At 44.2% G+C, this 15599-nt stretch carries 20 protein-coding genes; 13 read left to right on the top strand and 7 right to left on the bottom strand.

From position 1 onward, the window contains the following. Positions 1 to 32: 32 nt before the first annotated feature. The 5 genes from QUB56_RS05820 to cpeB all read right to left on the bottom strand — a co-directional run bounded on the left by QUB56_RS05820 (position 33) and on the right by cpeB (position 4079). Positions 33 to 512, bottom strand: coding sequence for a GNAT family N-acetyltransferase (locus QUB56_RS05820; protein ID WP_332953979.1), 480 nt, complete (start codon positions 510 to 512; stop codon positions 33 to 35). Positions 513 to 733: 221 nt separating this feature from the next. Next, a complete protein-coding gene (locus tag QUB56_RS05825) occupies positions 734 to 1465 on the bottom strand; it encodes a HEAT repeat domain-containing protein (RefSeq protein WP_332953982.1) in 732 nt (243 codons plus the stop codon). Between the two features lie 27 nt (positions 1466 to 1492). Further along, on the bottom strand, positions 1493 to 2782 hold the full coding sequence (locus QUB56_RS05830; RefSeq protein WP_332953984.1) for a HEAT repeat domain-containing protein: 1290 nt from the start codon (positions 2780 to 2782) through the stop codon (positions 1493 to 1495). 171 nt (positions 2783 to 2953) lie between these two features. After that, complete coding sequence (locus QUB56_RS05835) at positions 2954 to 3448, bottom strand: bleomycin hydrolase (protein WP_332953986.1); 495 nt, start codon at positions 3446 to 3448, stop codon at positions 2954 to 2956. Between the two features lie 76 nt (positions 3449 to 3524). Beyond that, positions 3525 to 4079, bottom strand: coding sequence for a C-phycoerythrin subunit beta (cpeB, locus tag QUB56_RS05840; RefSeq protein WP_332953987.1), 555 nt, complete (start codon positions 4077 to 4079; stop codon positions 3525 to 3527). Positions 4080 to 4313: 234 nt separating this feature from the next. Between cpeB and QUB56_RS05845 the strand changes: the two genes are divergently transcribed. From QUB56_RS05845 to QUB56_RS05875, 7 genes are all read left to right on the top strand, one after another. Beyond that, a complete protein-coding gene (locus QUB56_RS05845; protein WP_332953988.1) occupies positions 4314 to 4850 on the top strand; it encodes a phycobiliprotein lyase in 537 nt (178 codons plus the stop codon). 54 nt (positions 4851 to 4904) lie between these two features. Beyond that, positions 4905 to 5507 (top strand): chromophore lyase CpcT/CpeT, encoded by a 603-nt coding sequence (locus QUB56_RS05850; protein ID WP_332953989.1) that lies wholly within the window; start codon positions 4905 to 4907, stop codon positions 5505 to 5507. A gap of 226 nt (positions 5508 to 5733) precedes the next feature. After that, complete coding sequence (locus QUB56_RS05855; RefSeq protein ID WP_332953991.1) at positions 5734 to 6618, top strand: phycobilisome linker polypeptide; 885 nt, start codon at positions 5734 to 5736, stop codon at positions 6616 to 6618. A gap of 111 nt (positions 6619 to 6729) precedes the next feature. Beyond that, entirely contained in the window at positions 6730 to 7497 is a 768-nt protein-coding gene (locus QUB56_RS05860) for a phycobilisome rod-core linker polypeptide (RefSeq protein WP_332953994.1), read from the top strand. 239 nt (positions 7498 to 7736) lie between these two features. Further along, a complete protein-coding gene (locus tag QUB56_RS05865; RefSeq protein WP_332953996.1) occupies positions 7737 to 8516 on the top strand; it encodes a phycobilisome rod-core linker polypeptide in 780 nt (259 codons plus the stop codon). Positions 8517 to 8669: 153 nt separating this feature from the next. Then, positions 8670 to 8948, top strand: a complete 279-nt coding sequence (locus QUB56_RS05870) for a CpeR family transcriptional regulator (RefSeq protein WP_332953998.1) — start codon at positions 8670 to 8672, stop codon at positions 8946 to 8948. A gap of 104 nt (positions 8949 to 9052) precedes the next feature. Continuing rightward, on the top strand, positions 9053 to 9709 hold the full coding sequence (locus QUB56_RS05875) for a HEAT repeat domain-containing protein (protein ID WP_332954000.1): 657 nt from the start codon (positions 9053 to 9055) through the stop codon (positions 9707 to 9709). Between the two features lie 38 nt (positions 9710 to 9747). On the opposite strand, the gene QUB56_RS05880 is transcribed toward QUB56_RS05875, so the two are convergent. Further along, a complete protein-coding gene (locus QUB56_RS05880; protein WP_332954002.1) occupies positions 9748 to 10332 on the bottom strand; it encodes a phycobilisome protein in 585 nt (194 codons plus the stop codon). A 235-nt stretch (positions 10333 to 10567) separates the two neighbouring features. Here QUB56_RS05880 and QUB56_RS05885 point away from each other — a divergent pair, with 235 nt between their 5' ends. Next, positions 10568 to 11302: a 15,16-dihydrobiliverdin:ferredoxin oxidoreductase gene (locus tag QUB56_RS05885; protein WP_332954003.1), complete on the top strand. Its 735-nt coding sequence runs from the start codon at positions 10568 to 10570 to the stop codon at positions 11300 to 11302. Between the two features lie 7 nt (positions 11303 to 11309). Next, the gene (locus QUB56_RS05890; protein ID WP_332954005.1) at positions 11310 to 12062 is read left to right on the top strand and encodes a phycoerythrobilin:ferredoxin oxidoreductase; all 753 of its coding nucleotides are present in this window, start codon (positions 11310 to 11312) and stop codon (positions 12060 to 12062) included. Positions 12063 to 12064: 2 nt separating this feature from the next. On the opposite strand, the gene QUB56_RS05895 is transcribed toward QUB56_RS05890, so the two are convergent. Continuing rightward, positions 12065 to 12895 (bottom strand): pentapeptide repeat-containing protein, encoded by an 831-nt coding sequence (locus QUB56_RS05895; protein WP_332954007.1) that lies wholly within the window; start codon positions 12893 to 12895, stop codon positions 12065 to 12067. Between the two features lie 218 nt (positions 12896 to 13113). Between QUB56_RS05895 and QUB56_RS05900 the strand changes: the two genes are divergently transcribed. From QUB56_RS05900 to QUB56_RS05915, 4 genes are all read left to right on the top strand, one after another. Next, the gene (locus tag QUB56_RS05900; protein WP_332954009.1) at positions 13114 to 13722 is read left to right on the top strand and encodes a phycobiliprotein lyase; all 609 of its coding nucleotides are present in this window, start codon (positions 13114 to 13116) and stop codon (positions 13720 to 13722) included. Positions 13723 to 13892: 170 nt separating this feature from the next. After that, on the top strand, positions 13893 to 14165 hold the full coding sequence (locus QUB56_RS05905) for a hypothetical protein (RefSeq protein WP_332954011.1): 273 nt from the start codon (positions 13893 to 13895) through the stop codon (positions 14163 to 14165). 3 nt (positions 14166 to 14168) lie between these two features. After that, entirely contained in the window at positions 14169 to 15056 is an 888-nt protein-coding gene (locus QUB56_RS05910; protein WP_332954014.1) for a HEAT repeat domain-containing protein, read from the top strand. Positions 15057 to 15064: 8 nt separating this feature from the next. Continuing rightward, a complete protein-coding gene (locus tag QUB56_RS05915; protein ID WP_332954015.1) occupies positions 15065 to 15541 on the top strand; it encodes a DUF2656 domain-containing protein in 477 nt (158 codons plus the stop codon). Positions 15542 to 15599 lie beyond the last annotated feature (58 nt).

Below are 15599 nucleotides of genomic sequence, written 5' to 3' on the forward strand. Positions count from 1 at the left end.
ACAATGCGATCGCGAAATCAACACATTTGCACTTAAAGCTTCTTGAAGTATCTGGCAACTGGGAATAGCTCAAAGCCCACCTTTTCATAGGTGTGACGGGCTCTTTCATGACCTGGATCGCCCCCAGTCTCAACCATAGCAATAGACATCCCAGCATCTTTCATCCAACCCAGAGCGAATTCTATCAAAGCACTACCAATGCCGCGACCTTGAAAGTCAGGATCGACAGCAACCATGTGGATTTCACCCATGCTGTCCTCTGAGTGTAGTTTCACGGCCACAAAGCCCACAGTAGAACCCGCATCGATCGCAACCCATACATTCGTATCTTCCGCAGCACAGACATCCTCCACAGCTTTTTGCTGGCTCACGCGCCAATGATTGGGATAGAATGCCTGGTAAACATCAGCGTTCATCGCCTTCTGAATCGAATCAAATACCGGAGTCCATGCCCGAAGCGAAAGACGAATAACAGCATCAAGGTGGCGAGGGTCGTAGGGTTCAATTTGCATTCCCACATGAACTCCAGTTAACTCTGAAAGCTGGCGTTGCTGAATAGAGGTATGAATTCAAGATTTCCCAATAGCTATAAGCCCGCTTGAGGGTGAGTTTTGTAACTTCAAGCGAAAAGTTGATTTATACCCTGAATCAGCAAAGCCCAAAGTTCGATCGTAGCTTAGTCGGCTGCCAGTGCTGTGTGCGATCGAGAGTATTGCTAAAAATCTCACTAAATCTAACTATCTGCACGCTTATAATTCATCACCAAATCCAACCGCGATAAAGAACTTGTCGCTGATTCCCGCACATAAGAATCCACCGATTCATCATTCGCAAAAGTGGTGAGAACTTCTACACAACGCCGATCGCCCACAGAAGCAAGAGCATTCACGATCGCCACTTGTACCGCCACATTATCCGTTGTATTCAGCGACTCCACCAAAATCTCAAAAGCAGAGGAACCCATCTGCCCCAAAGCCATCACTGAAGCAATATTAACCACAGGATTCGGATCGTCGATCGCCTTTTTCAATCCCTGCAACCCCGCTTCAGGAAACGGCAAATCTGGATAATTAACCGCAATTTGTGCCAATACCTTCGCCGCACTCCCTCGCACAGTCACATTATCACTGTGTAACAATGCCTCAACCACCGATGGCACAGCATCTTCACCAATCACGCCCAAGGCTTTTACCGCCGCCCGACGATAGGTGACATCTTCTTCATCTAAAATGCCCACCAGTCGAGAAATTGTATTTTCATCGCGGGAATCAGCAATTTCAAACATTGCCCGCTCGCGCAGATGAGGATTTGGGTGTTTTAGTTGTTCAAACAAAGCATCTGTTGTCATGGTTTTTGTGGTTTTATAGCAGTTGACAGTTGACTGTTGACTGTTGACTGTTGACTGTTGACTGTTGATAGTTGTATGGCGGTTCGATCGCGTGGTGAGGTATGCCCGATGCCCCATGCCCGATGCCCTATGCCCTATGCCCTATTAAGATAGTTCGGATGTTACACAAGTACGAGCATCTACCTTAGCTCGAACCAACCAATCTTGGTCTGCCGCAGCGATTTCATAACCCGTGACATCACCAAGTTTTTCTAGTGCCATTAATGCAGCATACTTCAAATCCCAGATTTTAGTTTCCAGACAGGCTTTCAATTCTGGAATAGCACGTTGTTCTCCCAGTTCCCCCAGGGCGATCGCCGCCGCTGCACGGGATTTCTGAAACTGGGGCTGGGAGTTATGCAAAGCTTCCAATAACAAATCGTAGGCGGGAAAATGTTTTAACCAACCAAACAATTTTACCACATGAAAATGCGCTCCATAGTCATTATTTGCTTCTTCCGCAAAGGCCGCAAACAGAGCTGCTGGGGCCTCCTCTGAGTAATTTTCCAGTATCGTTTTAGCGGCTAAATAGCAACGTCCAAAATCCGTTTCATATAACTGGCGAATCAGAAACGGTAAATCTGGTAATTTTTCATAACTGTGCACTAAATCTAAATCCCCTGGATAGTCTCTTAAGGTTTGTTCTAAATGCGGTTGAATGGTCGCAAAGGTAAGGGCTTTGTCAGCAATTCCTGCTTCTGCTAACATCCTAATTCCTCTGAGCCGAAAAACTAAAGATACCGGACATCTGGCAATATTGGCAATTGCATCGTAGTAACGCGCATCTATCAAATCCTGAATAGATAATCGGCGCCCAAGGACATTTTTGTGTTGCAACATTGCCACAACTTTTCCCATTTGAGAAAAGTCTCTGGTTAAGCGACAAATTGCGGCGATCGCAGCACTAGCAGTCGGCGGGTCAATATCATCGACAAATCTGCGAATTCTGGCTACCGCTGGCTGATAATCTAACTTAGTCAGGGTGTGGATAATTACCCGGTAGGTTTGTCCCGGTTTATCCAGCAATTGAGCAACTTCTTCTAAAATATCCGGATCTTGAGTGCCAATTTCGCCGATCGCCCAAACAGCATTTTCCACCGTGTAGCAATCATCATCCGCCAGACAGCTGCGAATCACCGGCAATGCTTGCACAGCTTGCAGCCTTCCCAAGGTTTCCACCGATTTGCGGCGCACAATCCGGTTTTCCAGCACCGGATCGGTTTGTTGTACAGCTCGCATCAGTGCTGCGATCGATCGATCTGTTGAGAAATTGATCAAGTGGGAAGCAGCTATGTAGCGGGAATCCTCTTCCCCGATTTGGGCTTGCGGCGTATCTAAAAGAGCGATCGCCTGGTCTTCCGTTAAATTAAAAAAACTAAAAAAGCGTTTATCCATAAAATTAGCATTCTGCAATAACTATAATATGATATGCCTCTTAAAACACAATAACAAGCCTAGAAATTCTTTACCCTTACCTCACCAAAATCGGTAAAGCAACGAGCCAAGAGTTCCTAGACTTGTTGGGTAGAAACTACCCAGTCACGACATTACCAACCAGTCCGTTAATTAGGAGAAAGAGTTGATCGCGTAGTCAAGAAGAGCATTGTACTCAGTCAAAGCTTGAGGAGACAAATCGCGAGGAGCGCAACCGCGGTTGCGAGCAAAGCTCAATGCTTCAACGTAAGGAGCAGTAGGCAAGCCCAAAGCGCGATAAACTTCGCGTTGACCAGCAATACCCCATTCGTCCAGAGGGCCTGTGCCGCCAACAACTAAGCAGTATTGGATCAAGCGCAGGTAGTGCTTGATGTCACGATGGCATTTTGATTTGAAAGTATCGGTGGAGTTAGCTTGACCGGATTCGTTCAAGTAAGGATACTTTTTGATGCAAGCATCATAAGCTTCTTTAGCAACTGCATCGAGGTTGTTGCCTAGTTTTTCAGCAGCTTCTAAACGAGCAGCAGCGCGTTGGATAGAACCTTGAACTGATTCTAGATCTGAGGTGCTAGGGAAGCGGCCTGCTGCATCAGCAGAGGCGATAGCCGTGGTGAGAACTGATTTCATTTCCTAAATCTCCTAAAGTGCTTTTGACAGTGAGCGTAGTTTCTATTTTGCTGAGCGAATTGCGATTAGCAACAGACTAGCTCAGTGCAGAAATGATGCGGTCGAAGTAGCTGGAAGATTCGGCAACGAGGCTAGCACAACGATCTTCTACTACAGGACTGCCCATTTTGCGCAACTTAGCACCAGCAAATTTTTCGCTGGGGTTGTCTTGGATGTGAGCAGCGGCTTGAGCTTTCATGATTTGAACGGCACGCACGGTGGAGGTAGTGGGCACGCCCAAAGCTGCGTAGGTTTCTTTCAAACCATTCAAGCAACGGTCATCCAGAACAGAAGCATCACCAGCCAACAAAGCATAGGTGACATAGCGCAAAATGATTTCTGCATCGCGCAAGCAAGCAGCCATGCGGCGGTTGGGATAGCAGTTACCACCAGCTTGAATCAAGCCTTGGTTTTCGCAGATCATACCGGCAACAGCATCAGAAACCATGCAGCTAGCGTTGCTGGCGATCGCGTTTACAGCATCCAAGCGTCGGTTGCCGCTGGCAACGAAAGCTCTGAGGGCAGCAATATCACCGACAGTCGAGGTGCTGGCATCGGCTGAAACTACAGCTCTTGAAAAAGCGTCAAGCATTGAGTTCTCCTTAACTTAGAAAAATTATTTCTGAATCTGAGTTGGTCAACTTGGTGACTAACTTGATGGTTTTGAATATATCTCTGGGGTGTTCCCTTTGTCTCATTCCTGAGAAACAAAGTAACAATTTGTTACTTTTGTTGCTAAAAGCACTTTTTTTCGTGGACAGGAGCGCAAAAAGTGTAGTTCTCAAGACAACAATATTTTGGCTCTTGCCCCTGTACAATGTTTTCCATGAACAATATTAAGCAGTTTGTTGAAAATTCTCTAGGACGGTGGCGATCGCAGCGCAGCGCCCATCATTTGACATTCAGACACTTTGAATCTGTGCAGTCAGTCATTGATATCGTTGCTATCTCACCGGACGATCCTGCCGTAATCGAACTCTGCCAATTGTATAAGGTTGACCCATCCCAAGCCGTAATCCCTTTTCAAATGAGTTGGGAGGGTGAGTCAGATTGGGATGAAAATTCTGAGGTTAAGGGGAGTTGCATTCTTGTACCAATCCCCGATCCCAATCTGCCTAATCGTGGTAAGTTATTACGCGATCGAGGTTATGCTGAAACAATGGCCGCAGCAAGTGACTATCACATCACAGAGGACGGAACTTTTGTGCTGTTGACTAGCTACGATCGCGCCGCAGCAGAAGAAAAAATCTGGTTTGCTAATCCTAATTTACGGTTTCGTGTTTCCCTAATTAAAACCAGTGGAGGAAGTGGAGTAGTAACCGCCTCATTTTCCTCAGAGATTCGTTCGCTTTCAGGGAATTAGTGACTTGCTAATTGTTAATTACCCTCAAACTTTCTTCTACCTTCTTCCTAGCTTATGAATTCAGTTAAAAGCAATGATTTAATCACTTTAGCTCAGTGGATGGCTGGGGATTTCAGTAACTCTCAACAATCCTTTAATAACCCACAAAAATTTGCCCATATTCGGATATTTTTTCGTCCCTTACCCTTTGAATTTTTCAATGCCATTGGCTTTTACTCAGAACAGGTTTACGACCACGATCTGTGGACTCCTTATCGTCAGGGAGTTCATCGCTTAATTGACCAAGGAGATCAAATTTATATTGAAAATTATAGCCTCGAAGACCCAATACAGTACGCCGGAGCCGCACGAGAATTAAGCATTCTCAAAACTATTAAACCAGATAGTCTGCAACGACGCTATCACTGTTCCATGATTTTCAAACGAGACGGTGAAATGTTTCGAGGCGGAGTGGAACCGGGAAACCTTTGTCTCATTGAAAAAAGAGGTTGTTCAACCTACCTAGTTAGTGATGTCGAGATTACAGAAACAACTTGGAGTAGCCTCGATCGAGGACTGGATGTGAATACTCATCAACAGGTTTGGGGTTCGGCTTTTGGCTCTCTACATTTTCAAAAGCGTCAAAGTTTTGCCACTGAGTTACCTCACATCTTATAACTTATCGGCTTAATAATTTCAACTCACATTCGCCATATATTACAACCCTTCATTTCGTACTACAGCAAAATTTTTGTAACAAGAGACTCCCAGCCAAGATCTCAACCTCATTCTGTACTACAAATAAGCTGCCAAATCAGACATACTGTTAACTTATGTTAAGTTTTCTAATAGAACGTCTAAGTATGGTAGTTTTTCCTGTAATACAATTGTGGAGATTTTCTCAATGGTTTTTGGACCTGCATCTCGACTTGGAGTCAGTTTATTTGAAGAAACACCCCGTTTAGAACTGACCCCAGGACGTTCAGAAGAAGAAGTAGAAACCATTATTCGTGCCGTTTATCGGCAAGTTTTGGGTAATGCTTACGTCATGGAAAGTGAACGAGCGACGATTCCTGAATCCCAATTCAAAAGTGGTGAATTGAGCGTGCGCGCATTTGTCCGCGCTCTGGCAAAATCAGACGCTTACCGCTCTCGCTTTTTCGATACTTCTCCTCGCTATCGGTTTATTGAACTCAATTTCAAACATCTTCTAGGTCGGGCTCCAGATGGCTTAGAAGAAATGAGAGCACACAGCACCATTTTAGATACTGAAGGCTACGAGGCAGAAATTGATTCTTACCTCGACAGCGATGAATACCAAAATGCCTACGGGGAAAATATCGTTCCCTATTACCGAGGCTACAAAACCCAGCCAGGACAAAATATGGTTGGGTTTACTCATATGTTTGCTCTGTTGCGGGGAGCTTCCAGTAGCGACCTCAAGGGCAGTCTTTCAGGAAAAACCCCTGTTCTGAATAAATTCGTGATTCAGCAAACCCCCCTACCAATAGTTCCCCCTTCAGGTGGTGCAGTTGGAGATGGTTGGGCATTCCAAGAGTCTGCTATTAATTCACGTACTCGTGCTGGATTAGGCGGCTCAACAGAAGGCAAAGTTTATCGCATTACCGTGACTGGATATCGTTCTTCAGCAGCGACTGGGATCAACCGAGTCTCTAAATTTCGCTCTAGCAATCAAGCCTATCTCGTACCATTTGAAAGGCTCTCGCAAGAATATCAACGCATCCACAAACAAGGCGGCATAATTTCCAGCATTACTGCTGTCAACTAACAACCGCTCAAACTTCTGCCTTAACGACTTGGGGAATTATCTCCCCGATCGTGTTTTTTACAATCCCTGATTTTCTGTTTTGAAGCATAATTTTTTCTGAGGAGAAACTCAATGAGTGTCGTTTTAGATGCGCCAGTAGAACTTTGGCCTACCAGCAGCTCCGAGGATAAACAGGCAGTAATTCGCGCTGTTTACAAGCAAGTGTTGGGCAATCCCCATGTCATGGAAAGTGAACGCCTGACGAGTGCAGAATCCAAGTTGTGCGATGGCAGCATAACAGTACGAGAATTTGTCCGCGCTGTGGCTAAATCTGACTTTTATCGCAGTCGGTATTTTGAATCCTGCGCTCCTTACCGCTTTGTCGAGCTAAACTTCAAACATTTGTTGGGTCGCGCTCCTTTAGCTCAAGAGGAACTTTCTGAGCATATTTGTCGGTGTATCCAAGAAGGCTACGAGGCAGAAATTGATTCTTACCTCGATAGTCCAGAATATCAACAAAAATTTGGCGAGAATACAGTCCCTTATTATAAAGGGGCAAAAAGTCAAGTCGGACAAAAGCAAGTCGGCTACAATCGCACCCTTTCCCTGTATCAAGGTTATGCAGGAGTTGATAGTGCTTTTACCGCTTCTCGCTTAGTAGATTCTGTGGCTGGAAATAGCGGTAACAAGATTACTTTACCAACAACAGGCGGTCGGCTCAGCGCTTACAAAGATGCCACCGAAAAGACCTTCAAGATTTTAGTCAAGGGGTCTAAATTTGATAGTCCTCGCCGAGTAAGTAACACTGAATATCTGGTATCCGGTGCGAATATGACTCCGCAAATTCAGCGCATTCATCGTGCAGGCGGCAAAATTGTCAGCATCACAGAAGTTGTTTGAGGCCTAGACTGATGCGCGGGTAGAGAAGTAAAGATTTGCTTCTCTACCCTCTCAGAAACATCGCGATTTTTATCTTATCCCCTCGAAATTATGAAATCGATAACGATAAAAACAGATAGTGTTCCTCTGTCTAGATAACAGATGCGATCGCGTCTGTCAAGCTAATTCAACCAACAGTAACATCTTTTGACAGTCTCAATCCAACTTTAATTAACGTTAATTATCGTTAGGAAAAAACAATGTCCAGTCTAACAGCAGCTTTCGTCAGTGACGCCGTAGAACTGCGAGCCAATGCAACGAAATACGAGTTACAAGCCGTCATTCGTGCTGCTTACCGACAGGTGTTAGGAAATGCTCACGTGATGGAAAGTCAGCGTCTCACCAGTGCCGAATCTTTGCTTCGCAATGGTGACATTACCGTCAGTGATTTTGTCAGAAAAGTGGCAAAATCTGACCTGTATCAGTCTCTATTTTTTAACACCAATTTTGCCTATCGGTTCATCGAGTTAAACTGCAAGCATTTGCTAGGTCGCCCTCCTTTAGAACAGACGGAGATTTCGGAACACGTCCAAATTTGTAAAGGTCAAGGCTATGAAGCCGAAATCGATTCTTATATCGATAGTGACGATTACACCCAGAACTTTGGTGAGAATATTGTGCCTTATCCTCGGAGCATTCGCAGCCAAACTGGTATCAAGAATGTCGGGTTTAATCGGATGCTTTCTTTGCTGGGAGGCTCAGCTACTAGCGATAGCAGTAATCAAGCTCAATTAATTGCTACGGTTGCGAGCAATCTGCCTCAGAAAATCAAACTTTCTAGCGTTGGTAGCAGTGGAGCCTCTAGCACAACTGGTAAACGTTTTCGGATTACTGCTGCTAAGTCTGGTGGCGATAAGGTCAGAGTGAGCAATATCAGCTATGAAGTCAGCTATGCTCAAATGTCTAAGCAAATTAAAAATATTCAGAGAATGGGAGGCAAAATTCTCAATATTACTGAAGTTGGCTCTAAATTTACCTAAACTTCACCTTTGTCTTCCTTTAAGTTGGGTATCTCCTACTTTCTCTAGAGCGAGTTTATTATTCGCTCTTTTTCTCTGTCCACGTTGAAAAAAAATCACTCGGTTTTCAAGCTGAGTATCTTAAAGATGCTACCCCCAATAGCTTGTAAAAAAATGCAGGCTTGGATCAGAAGTCGTCACCTAATTTTTTCCGGTCAATTGCTAATTTTTGAAACTTTAGACTATCCAGCAGTTGAGCGATTTGAGGAATGTGTTAACAGTCTAGGAGGGTGCTTAATTTCTGTTGAACCAGGCAAACGACTTTGGATGGGAAATCATCGACAAGTGATTCTCTATCAGGCTAAAGCCAGCTTGCATACACCTCATCATGAACTGCGACAATATTGGTTCAAGTACGGCTGTTTTCAGACTCGATTCGATCAAAGAGCTTAGCACTAACAACCGCCAAGGTTATTAAGTGTTAAAATATCTTTGGTTATTTGCACAATTAGGAACTTTTTGGTTAAAATAAACAAAAATTATAATTTGTTGTGGTTATGGATATTCACGAAATCGAAACATCTTTGAACAATCCTGATTTTCAGTATCGACTCAAGGCCGTCGCGGCTCTCAAGGATTATCAACCAGAGATTGCCGTTCCCTTGCTCAAGGGCAAACTCGATGACCCGGAATTCTTAGTACGTTCCTTTGTTAGCCGGGCACTTGGGACACAACAAACCGCCGATTCCTTCGCCGCATTGCTCCAAATCATGAAATTTGATAATACGCCTAATGTGCGAGCTGAGGCTGCTAATTCTCTTTCGCTTTTTGGTCGATGTGCTGCATCTCATTTAGTCTTGACTTTTTTTCAGGATGACCACTGGTTAGTTCGTCGTAGTATTCTGGCTGTTTTGGTTGATATGGAGTGCGAAAGCGAACTCTTTGAGGTCTGTCTGGAAGCCTTAGCTGGCGAAGATACGACCACCCAGGAAGCCGCTGTGGATGCACTTGGTACATTAGCCGGAACTAATCAGGAACAGGCTGCACTTTCTCAGTTACTAATGCTGGCTAATTCTGAGTCGGAACGTATGCGTCAGCACGTCGCATCTGCTTTGCAACATTTTGACGCTCCGCAGGCTAAGGAAATTTTAAGTCAACTTCGGCAAGACTCAAATCATCGAGTCGTTGCTACTGCTTTAGAAAAGCTGCTTTAGACAATAAATAGTAAGAAATCTGATACTTTGAGAGTTGATTAAGCTTGACTAAATTTTTTTAACTCAGTGATTAAATGGTCAAAATAGAGACTCAATAAATCCCGCTCTTCCAAATTAAATTGCTGCAAGCTAACTGTTTTCAACTCTTCTAGTCCACAGAGCATCGCCGAAAGAGGAACCCGCAATTCTTGATAGAGTAGCTCCATGTTTTTGAGTCCTTCTTGGCTCGTAAATTGAGGACTGTTACCTGCAATTCCATAGGTGATACAGCGTAGGAAATGCCAAAAATCTCGCCAACAGGCTTCAGCACGCTCGGGAGGATAAAGGTCATTACCAAGCTCAGTGATATGGGGAAAGTCGGCTAATACCTTTTTCCTCGCATCAGCAACAAGATTAGGAGCTTGCTCTCGCAATAATCTGGCTTTGTCTAGCATTGAAGAGAGATTAGGCTCGATTTTTTTAAGGCGTTCTAAATCCTCATCTGTGAGATATCGACTTTGATTGTCAGCCTCTTGAAAAATGGCAATTACTTCATCTGAATATAAGTTTTTCCAAGTGGCAAAACTGACAATTCTGGCTTGGGGAATTAATTGCTTTGCTCTTTCACTTAATTGCATAGTCATTAAATTACACGTAGTTTACTAGGATAGACTAAAATTATGAGGGAGTTTGTTAAGATTTATTACAATTACAGCCGTTTAATGATGGTTGGTACAGGGTTTTGCTTGGAAATCCTGAGGGCACAACAGAGTTTCGTAACGAAATATTACTTTGTTTGTCAAAAACAGGGACAAGATTTAAGGCAATCCCTTATGATTGTGCTTTGAGGGAAAGATTGAAGGAGCTAAATTTTAATCTATGTTTAAGCCGTTTCAGGAATTCTTAGAAAAAGAACTGTTTGGACGTTTTGCTCTAGAGAGTCGTCCCATTCCCTCTGGGTTGGAATCGGTGGTGAGTGAAAGAGGCAAAAATCCCGCCACGATTCAAAGTTGGTGCTATCAATGTCCCGAATTGCGAAAGATTCGTTACACCTACATTGATGCGGGAGAAACGGCACAAATTTTCAATAGTGTCATTTATCCGAATTATAATTACGATCTGCCCTTACTAGGAATTGATTTTTTAGCCTTTGGACAGAAGAAAATCTTGGTGGTCTTGGATTTTCAACCTTTATTCCGCGATGAAGCCTATCTAGACAAATATATCGGGCCAATGAGCGCACTTAAGGAGAAATACAAAGATTTAACGCAAGACTTAGAAATGAAGTTTTACGATGCGAACCAGTATTTTTCCAAGAACTTGCTATTTGCTAAAACTGATGCAGAAACGGTTGTAACTCGTTTGTTTCCAGCCTATCAAGAATATGTCGAGTTGTATTGGCAAATGCTAGAGCAAGCCTCTCCGCTTAACACTCCCGAAGAGATTCAGCGGATTGTGAAGGCGCAGAAAGATTACGATCAGTATAGTGCGGAACGCGATCCAGCATCAGGGCTATTCGGCAGCTATTTTGGGCATGAATGGTCAGAGCGATTTCTGTACGAGTTTTTGTTTGAAGATGCTGTGCCCTTAGCAGTTCCAGCGGGGGTAAGATAAGTTAAAAATGACTCTTTATCAGCCTTTCTTAGATTACGCTATCCCCCTTCTCAAAGAACGACTTGACTGGGCGCCCTATCCCATTCCCGCAGGTTTTGAACGGAAAGAATCTCTAACTGGGAAGGGGAAAAAAGAGCAGTTGGTTGTGACGACAAGTCATGCTTTTAAGTCCTCAAAATTACGGCAAATTCGGGCGGCTCATGTTCAGGGTGGTGATGCTCTCCAGGTACTTAATTTTGTGATTTTCCCGCAGTTAAATTATGACGTGCCCTTTTTTGGGGCAGACTTAGTAACCTTGCCGGGGGGACATTTAATTGCTTTAGATATGCAGCCTCTTTTTCACGATGGGGCTTACCAGAAGCAATACTCAGAGCCGATTTTACCGATTTTCAACACTTATCAAAAGGAGTTGCCTTGGGGAGGAGATTTTCCTGACGAGGCAAAACCTTTCTTTTCTCCTGCTTTTCTTTGGACTCGCCCCAAGGAAACAGAGGCTGTGCAAACTACGGTCTTTGAAGCTTTTAAGGATTATCTTCAAGCTTATCTCGATTTGGTTGAGCAAGCACAACCTGTCACAGATAGTCAGCGACTTGGAGAGATTCTTGAGGCACAGCGACGTTATATTAATTATCGTGCTGCAAAAGATCCGGCGAGGGGGATGTTTACGCGGTTCTATGGTGAGGAGTGGACTGAGGAATATATTCACGGTTTTCTGTTCGATTTAGAACGCTACCTTCTTGAAGTTCCACAATCAGTGTAAATTTATCTTACCTGAGAGCCAAGACTCTGAGCGGTATTGTTACGAGTAAAAGCATTCCAAGTTCCTAATTCTTTGGGATCGCGACTGCAAAGCATGGCTTTCATCTCTTTGGTGAGTCCTTGTGTTAGGGTAAAATCAGCGCCAGCGATACTCTTTAATTGCTCTAAGTTTGCCCCGGTTAAGTCAGCCGCTCGTAAATCCGCTCCTTGTAATTCGACTCCTATTAAGATAGCATTCCGTAAATAAGCACCAGTCAGAAAGGCATTCTGAAGACTCGCCCCACTTAAGGCTGCTCCCTCTAAATTTGCCCCAGTTAAATCGGCTCCACTTAGATAGGCACCTCGCAGATTACAGCCGTGTAAATCTGCGCCTCTGAGGTAAGCTGTATTTAGAAAAGCTCCACTGAGATTGGCTTGGGGACCAATGGCTCCGGAATTTTTGTAATTGAATCCTTCTGGCCACAGGGTATGAGCATCATATTGAGCAAATTTTAATTTTGCCTCTTGTAGGTTGGCATCGATTAAATTACAGCCCTGTAAATCTGCACGAAAAAGATAGCTTTCTTGTAAATTCGCTCCACTCAAATTGGCATCTCTGAGATTGGCCCTTCGTAAATCAACTCCTTTGAGATTTGCCCCTTGCAAATTGGTTTGACTGAGGTTTGCCCCTATCAAGTTTGCTCCACTGAAATCAATACCAGATAAATCCATCTGGCTGAGGTTGATTCCCGGGAGGTTGGTTTGAGCTAGACTTTTGCCTTGCTCAATGGCTGGTAAGATTTCTGTTGCAGAAAGGGGTTGGGAGAGGAAAGATGAGTGTTGACGAGGTGACATTATATTTTTCTGAAATTTTATTGAGCGAGTTGCTCAAATTTGTCCTGTGTCATTTATCCTAGAATTTGACGGATTCGAGACTGACGTTTGTTTATTTTTCTTAACCAAAATCAGATCGGATTCGCGGTTCGGCTAAGCTCAGGTCAAAGCCTAAATCTCGGTTTTTCAAGGAGATTTGTCTCAATGCCTCTGATTCCTATCGCTAATTTGACACAGAAATGCTGCTAACACCACCTATGACTATGATGGATTTCTTTCGCAAGAGTGAGGGCGTTTGGTTTACTCAGCGAACAGTCCATAATTTTGATACTGCTGCGGCTGATGAGTCGGGAGAATCCAATGTTATCGTTGATGTCTTGTCAACAGATGATCGCAGAATTTTAGAAGTTTGTCAACAGCAGAATGTGGATCCCGCTTTAGTTAGTGGGGGATGCAGTTTTATGTGGCAGGATAATTTAGATGATACTGTCCCGAACGAAAACTATGCTGCTATTCTTGTAGATGTGCCTAATCCTAGTAATCCGAGAACGGGCAAGTTTCTGCGAAATCGAGGGTATGTTGAAGGTATTCCGGTCATTGGTGTTTACCATTTTGCGGATGATGGGGTGTTGACTATTGATACGGAATATGAGACTAATCAAGGACAGGAACGCTGTTGGTTTATTAACGATCATTTTCGGGTACGGGTGATGACGGTGCAGATGATAAATGGGATTAAACAAATGGCGTACTGTTCTGAGCGTCGTTGTGTTTCTCACTCTGCTTTAGAAGAGATGTTAGAACACAATCGCTTGAGGTTTTCTGGGGTGGGTGTGCTGTCACCTTAAAGCACTAATATCCCGGCGATTGCAATCGGGCGCGGCTAGACACACACAAAGTCGAAATATCCCGGTGATTGAAGTTGCGGTTACATAAACAAAAAATATCCGGGCGATTGCAATCGCGGCTACACACACAAATTTTGCCTAGGCGGACTAATTATTAAAGTATCAAAACTATGTCTGAAAACGAAGAATTTAATCCATCGGATTCTGAGGGTGATGAAACTGTTGCTAATTCCAGGGAGACTAATGCTGAAGAAGTGGCAGAAGTAATTGCTGAATTTGAGAAATATCGCGAACGTTTGGTTAATGAAACGATGATTGCGGCACAAAAGGCAAAATTACCTCAGAAGGCGGCGATGGCTAAAATTGAGCCGGAACTTGCTAAGATTGATGCTGGACTGGACGCTCTTCGCGCTCAATTGGCGGCTCTAACTACTAATAATTAGGTGATGATGATGGTGAATTCTAATGCTCGAGCGGAGGCCGATCCAATTTTATTGGCTCAGGCTGAAACAGATGCTTTACTGGGAAGGGTTAGGGAACAAATAGATTTAGATACTTTCAATGCTAATGATGCGGAAACTTTGCGCCTTCTGGTTGAATCTTTGGGCGATACGCGGGGGATGACTCGACTGCGCTGTGCGGAAACTTTGGCTGAAATTGGGGAAGTGGCGACTCCTTTTTTATTAGATGCTTTGGCAAATCATGTTAATCCGGTTGTGCGGCGTGCTGCTGCTAAAACTCTGACTTTGATTGCGGATCCGACTGCGGTTCCTCATTTAATTCATGCTTTGTTGAATGATGAGGATACGGTGGTTAAGGGTTCATCAATTGGGGCGCTGGCGAGGATTGGGGAGCCGTCTGTGCAGGCTTTGTTGGATATTTTAGGGTCAACTGATTTGCCTGAGAGTACGATCGGTCATGCGGCTTGGGCGTTGGCTTTTATTGGGGCGGGGGCGAAGGAGTATTTGTATCGGGCGATCGCGTCTGATTCACCTGTGGTGCGCGGTGCGGTGGTGGGTGCGATCGCGAAGGTTGCACAGGAAGAACCGCAGGATGAATTATTCGAGATTTTGGTTAAGTCTCTGACGGATGTTGATGTGGATGTGCGCTGTGAGGCGGCGGCGGCTTTAGGAAATCTGGCTTATAAACCGGCTATTCCTAATCTGATTGAGTTGCTGGAGCATGGTGATGGGGAAACTCGTAGGGCGGCGGCTTTGTCTTTGATGAAAGTGGGCGATCGGGCTGCGATCGAACCGCTACAAGCTGCTTTGGCAAAGGAGTCTGAAGCGGCGATTCAAGGTGTGATTAAGTTGGCAATTTCTCAAATTAAGTAACTAAAAGTATGACTGAATCGGGAACGGGGCGGATGTTACTTTCTCATAATTTTGATATGCCCGAGGGTGTTTTTCCCTGTTTAAGTAGGGAAGAATTTACTCGGGTATTTGCTGAGGGTTTAAGTCAATATTCTGAGATTAAGTGTCGTCAATTAAATCATCCGCATTGGATGGTAGAAGTTTTATTTTCTACTGATGCTTTTTCTCCGCCTCAAGTGGGAGAATTTTGTGTTCAAAGTTTGGTGGATAAGCGGATGAGTCAGGGGAAAACTGATGATTCTTTTCCTGATATTTTGATTTTAGCGGGATTGAAGAAGACTCCTCCTTTGAGTAGCGATGCTGATGCGTTGCAACCGGGAGAATGGGGGGTGGATGTGGTGGAAACTCAGTCTGCTGAGAGTTTTTTGATGGCGATGGGGTGGGAGGAGAAAACGGCGGGGAAAAGTATTGAGGATGTTTTTAAGGTTGAAAGGAGAAAGGGGTAACGGGTTACAGGTTGTTGGAAAAGTAAGAGCTAAGTCCCAAAATACTGATTTTGATGTT

The organism is Microcoleus sp. AR_TQ3_B6 (assembly GCF_036702785.1).
Taxonomy (GTDB): Bacteria; Cyanobacteriota; Cyanobacteriia; order Cyanobacteriales; family Microcoleaceae; genus Microcoleus.

Bases quoted from the DNA above. Each gene is read 5' to 3' on its own strand.
- QUB56_RS05855 (WP_332953991.1), top strand. From the start codon at position 5,734: ATGGTTTTTGGACCTGCATCTCGACTTGGAGTCAGTTTATTTGAAGAA.
- QUB56_RS05905 (WP_332954011.1), top strand. From the start codon at position 13,893: ATGTCTGAAAACGAAGAATTTAATCCATCGGATTCTGAGGGTGATGAA.
- QUB56_RS05870 (WP_332953998.1), top strand. From the start codon at position 8,670: ATGCAGGCTTGGATCAGAAGTCGTCACCTAATTTTTTCCGGTCAATTG.
- QUB56_RS05890 (WP_332954005.1), top strand. From the start codon at position 11,310: ATGACTCTTTATCAGCCTTTCTTAGATTACGCTATCCCCCTTCTCAAA.
- QUB56_RS05915 (WP_332954015.1), top strand. From the start codon at position 15,065: ATGACTGAATCGGGAACGGGGCGGATGTTACTTTCTCATAATTTTGAT.
- QUB56_RS05910 (WP_332954014.1), top strand. From the start codon at position 14,169: ATGATGATGGTGAATTCTAATGCTCGAGCGGAGGCCGATCCAATTTTA.
- QUB56_RS05860 (WP_332953994.1), top strand. From the start codon at position 6,730: ATGAGTGTCGTTTTAGATGCGCCAGTAGAACTTTGGCCTACCAGCAGC.
- QUB56_RS05820 (WP_332953979.1), bottom strand. From the start codon at position 512: ATGCAAATTGAACCCTACGACCCTCGCCACCTTGATGCTGTTATTCGT.
- QUB56_RS05880 (WP_332954002.1), bottom strand. From the start codon at position 10,332: ATGACTATGCAATTAAGTGAAAGAGCAAAGCAATTAATTCCCCAAGCC.
- QUB56_RS05850 (WP_332953989.1), top strand. From the start codon at position 4,905: ATGAATTCAGTTAAAAGCAATGATTTAATCACTTTAGCTCAGTGGATG.
- QUB56_RS05875 (WP_332954000.1), top strand. From the start codon at position 9,053: ATGGATATTCACGAAATCGAAACATCTTTGAACAATCCTGATTTTCAG.
- QUB56_RS05900 (WP_332954009.1), top strand. From the start codon at position 13,114: ATGCTGCTAACACCACCTATGACTATGATGGATTTCTTTCGCAAGAGT.
- QUB56_RS05835 (WP_332953986.1), bottom strand. From the start codon at position 3,448: ATGAAATCAGTTCTCACCACGGCTATCGCCTCTGCTGATGCAGCAGGC.
- cpeB (WP_332953987.1), bottom strand. From the start codon at position 4,079: ATGCTTGACGCTTTTTCAAGAGCTGTAGTTTCAGCCGATGCCAGCACC.
- QUB56_RS05825 (WP_332953982.1), bottom strand. From the start codon at position 1,465: ATGGGGCATCGGGCATACCTCACCACGCGATCGAACCGCCATACAACT.
- QUB56_RS05865 (WP_332953996.1), top strand. From the start codon at position 7,737: ATGTCCAGTCTAACAGCAGCTTTCGTCAGTGACGCCGTAGAACTGCGA.
- QUB56_RS05885 (WP_332954003.1), top strand. From the start codon at position 10,568: ATGTTTAAGCCGTTTCAGGAATTCTTAGAAAAAGAACTGTTTGGACGT.
- QUB56_RS05845 (WP_332953988.1), top strand. From the start codon at position 4,314: ATGAACAATATTAAGCAGTTTGTTGAAAATTCTCTAGGACGGTGGCGA.
- QUB56_RS05895 (WP_332954007.1), bottom strand. From the start codon at position 12,895: ATGTCACCTCGTCAACACTCATCTTTCCTCTCCCAACCCCTTTCTGCA.
- QUB56_RS05830 (WP_332953984.1), bottom strand. From the start codon at position 2,782: ATGGATAAACGCTTTTTTAGTTTTTTTAATTTAACGGAAGACCAGGCG.